General features: G+C 70.8%; 3 protein-coding genes. 2 read left to right on the top strand and 1 reads right to left on the bottom strand.

Going from position 1 to position 3,205, the window contains the following annotated elements:
* The coding region (locus tag ACFPZL_RS11485) for an amidohydrolase family protein (RefSeq protein WP_382335496.1) at positions 1–254 on the top strand (254 nt) is incomplete at its 5' end.
* 159 nt (positions 255–413) lie between these two features.
* Here ACFPZL_RS11485 and ACFPZL_RS11480 read toward each other — a convergent pair.
* A complete protein-coding gene (locus ACFPZL_RS11480; protein WP_218114414.1) occupies positions 414–1,820 on the bottom strand; it encodes a flavin monoamine oxidase family protein in 1,407 nt (468 codons plus the stop codon).
* Positions 1,821–1,891: 71 nt separating this feature from the next.
* On the opposite strand from ACFPZL_RS11480, the gene ACFPZL_RS11475 reads away from it, so the two are divergent.
* Positions 1,892–3,205 (top strand): MFS transporter (locus ACFPZL_RS11475; RefSeq protein ID WP_382335494.1); only part of this gene is annotated, 1,314 nt, incomplete at its 3' end.

Below are 3,205 nucleotides of genomic sequence, written 5' to 3'. Positions count from 1 at the left end.
GGCACACGCCAGGCGAGGCGCAGGCGCACGTCTTCGAACCGGAGCAGCGGCTGACCGGCGAGGAGGCACTGCTCGCGTACACCCTGTGGCCGGCGCAGGCGCGCGGACACGAGGATCGGGGCCGGCTGGCGCCCGGTGCTGTCGCGGACCTGACCGTGTGGGGCGCGGATCCCGTCGAGGCGACGCCCGACGAACTGCCCGAGGTGCCGATCCGCCTCACCGTCGTCGAGGGCCGGGTGGTCTTCGAAGGCTGAGCCTGCACCGCTCAGGTCGAGCCGAGCCGCGCATCCTCGCCACCCGCCCGCGGAATGGCGATGAAAGGCGAGAAATGGCTGCATAGGTCGGCGTTCTGGAACCGTTTCTCGCCTCTCGCCTCTCGTCGACGGCCGACGGGCGACTCGAGTTTCAGCCGCTCAGCGGGGCGCGAGCGCCTCGATCACGCGCCGCGCCTCGCGGAGGCCGCTCTCGATTGCACCGTCGATGAAGCCGCCCCAGAGGTCGGCGTTGTCGGTCGTCGCGAAGTGCAGCGCACCCTGCGGCTGCTGCAGCTCGGCGAGATCGCGGGTGAGCTGGCCGGGCCGGTGCGTCATCCACGTGTTGAGTGAGAGCGCATCCTTCATCCAATCGTGGGCGGTGACCTCGAGGACTTCGATACCCGGTCTGAACGCGTCGACCGCCGCCTGCACGGTGGCGAGGTCGTCGAGGTCGATGCGCGTATGGTCGGGCCCGAAGGCGACGAGCACCGTGTAGTCGCCGTCGGCGTCGCTGCCGTAGAACTCGGCCTTCAGTACCGAGAGCGGGTCGTGCTGGCTCGCGTAGGCGAAGAAGCGGGGCAGATGGCCGCGAGCCTTCAGCCAGACCTTGGTGCCCTGCGAGGCGACGGTCTCCGCGGCCTGCCGCTGCCATGCCGCGGGGAGGGGCGGGTCGAACCGGATGCCGCCGCTCGCGTTCACCGGCAGCGTCGAGATAACGCGACGGGCGCGGATCCGGCAGCCGTCGGCGGTCTCGACAATGACGCCCGCGGCGCCGTCGAGACCCTGCACCACCGAAACCACCGTCGTCTGCAGCCTGATCTCGCCGTGCACATCGGCCGCGATCCGATCGGTGAAGCCGCGCATGCCGTCGACGACGCGGTAGGTCGACGAGGCCTCGTGCATCAGCTGCCAGTGCCCGCCGGTCGCCGCGACCCAGCGCAGCGCGCTCGAGAGCCCGGCCTGATCGAGCGGTGCGTTCACGTGGCCGACCCAGACCGAGTCGTTCGCGGCGCGCGCCTCGGGGCCGAGCACACCTTCCCGATCGAGCGAATCGTAGCGATCCTGGATGCTGAGATGATCGAGCTGCTGGATCGTGCCGACCGTCGGCTCGACGCCGCGCGGCATCGCCACGCGCACGTCGTCGATCAGCGCCTGCTGCCCCTCGTCGATCAGCGCCATGAACTCGGCGAGCGTGCCCGAGCGAGCCGCGCCCCCGGCGCCGCGCCAATAGGCCTCGTCGGCGACGGGGCTGCGCACGATCTCGCGCTGGTAGCGCGTGATCTCGGCCCAGACGTGCGGCTGCACCCAGTGCACCCAGTTGGCGCCCATCTCGAGATCCATGCCGAAGCGGTGATCGGTCCAGGTGCGCCCGCCGATGCGATCCCGCGCCTCGAGCACCAGCACGTCGAGCCCGGCCGCGCCCAGTTCGCGGGCGGCGACGAGCCCGGCGAAACCGGCGCCGATCACGGCGACGTCGACGGTGTCGGCGGCAATGGCGGGATCAGCGGGTTCGGCGGGATCGACGGGGAGGCCCGGCTCTGGAACGGAGGATCTCGGCGTGCTCATACGCACTAGGTTATGCCTCGCCTGGAGCGGGGCGGGCCCGCAGAACTGACCCGAGTCGTAGAGTGGCAGCTATGACCGAACCGCTCCGGGAGCCGACCGCACCCGAGACGGGTAGCTGGCGAGAGCTCTTCGGCAGAGGCAACGCCGGAACGGTCTTCGTGCTCGCGGGCGGGGTGCTCGTCTACGCGATGAACTCGTTCCTGACGGCGGCACTGCTGCCGGGCATGATCGACGATCTCGGCGGTCGGCAGTACTTCGCCTGGGTCGTCACCGTATTCCTCGTCGCTGCCGTGCTCGCCTCGATGCTCGTCGCGCGTCTGCTCGGCACGTTCGGCGCCGCGCGCGCCTACCTCGTCGCCTACTCGGTCTTCGCGTTCGGGGCGCTGACCACCGCGATCTCGCCGAACATGGAGACGCTGCTCGCGACGCGCGTGCTCCAGGGTCTCGGCTGCGGGCTGCTCGTCGGGCTCGGCTTCGCGGTGATCAAGAGCGCGCTGCCCGAGCGGTTGTGGACGCGGGCCACGGGCGTCACCTCGGGCATGTGGGGCGTCGGCGTGCTCATCGGCCCCGTCTTCGGCGGCCTGTTCGCGCAGTTCGGGATGTGGCGCATCGCCTACCTCAGCTTCTTCGTATTCGCCGTTGCCCTGGGGCTTCTCGCGATCAGGGCGCTGCCGTCGGGGCGCGTGGTGCACGGCTCCACCTCGCCGCTCCCGGTCTGGTCGCTGGCCATCGTCGTGCTGGCGACGGTCGCGTTCAGCAGCGCGTCGATCGTGCCCACCGGCGTGCTCACCGCGGCGGGGATGGGCGCGGGCGCTCTGCTGCTGGTGCTGTTCGTCGTCGTCGAGCGCCGCAGCGTCAACGCGGTGCTGCCCCGCATCGCCTATCTGCGCGGAAATCCGCTCAAATGGATCTACCTCACCCTCGCCATCCTGAGCTCCGGGGCCATGATCGACATCTATCTGCCGTATTTCGCGCTCGAGCTCGCCGGCCTGTCACCGTTGATCAGCGGGCTGTTCGGCGGCGCGATCGCGATCGGCTGGAGCGTCTCGCAGGTCTACAGCGCGGGCCTCGACGCGCCGCGTTCGCAGCGGATCGCCACGGTGCTCGGCGCGGTGCTCATGGCGGTCGGGCTGCTGGCCTACACGCTGACCCAGCGCGATGGCGAATGGTGGATCGCGCTGCTCTGGCTGCTGCCGCTCATCGTGATCGGCGCGGGCATCGGCCTTGCATTCCCGCACCTCAGCGCCGCCGCGCTGCGCAGCACCGACGACCCCGAGGAGGGTGCGAAGGCCGCGGCGGGCGTGAGCACCGTCGAATTGGTCGCGAACGCGATCGCCTCGGCGCTGGTCGGCGTGCTGGTCGCGGTGGGCGGCCCGGTCGCCGCG

Source organism: Leucobacter soli, from assembly GCF_042659205.1.
GTDB classification, from domain to species: Bacteria; Actinomycetota; Actinomycetes; order Actinomycetales; family Microbacteriaceae; genus Leucobacter; species Leucobacter soli.
Note: the sequence above shows the minus strand (reverse complement) of the source record. Positions and strands in the feature narration are given on the sequence as shown.